This window comes from Deinococcus alpinitundrae (assembly GCF_009982895.1).
In the GTDB taxonomy this organism is placed as follows: Bacteria; Deinococcota; Deinococci; order Deinococcales; family Deinococcaceae; genus Deinococcus; species Deinococcus alpinitundrae.
Genome location: NZ_WXZL01000177.1, coordinates 1 through 311, shown reverse-complemented (window position 1 = coordinate 311; position 311 = coordinate 1). Strand labels below are relative to the sequence as shown.

The 311-nt window shown below is 57.2% G+C and carries 1 rRNA gene; it reads right to left on the bottom strand.

The window, feature by feature from the left end:
• A 23S ribosomal RNA gene (locus GUI70_RS22940) occupies positions 1-311 on the bottom strand; the annotation flags it as partial.

Genomic DNA, 311 nt, shown 5'->3' with positions numbered 1-311 from the left:
AAATGGCGCACAGCCATACCCTTGGGACCGGCTTCAGCCCCAGGATGTGATGAGCCGACATCGAGGTGCCAAACACCGCCGTCGATATGAACTCTTGGGGCTGAAGCCGGTCCTCTCGTACTAGGAGCAGCCCCTCTCAAATCTCAAACGTCCACGGCAGATAGGGACCGAACTGTCTCACGACGTTCTAAACCCAGCTCGCGTACCACTTTAAATGGCGAACAGCCATACCCTTGGGACCGGCTTCAGCCCCAGGATGTGATGAGCCGACATCGAGGTGCCAAACACCGCCGTCGATATGAACTCTTGGG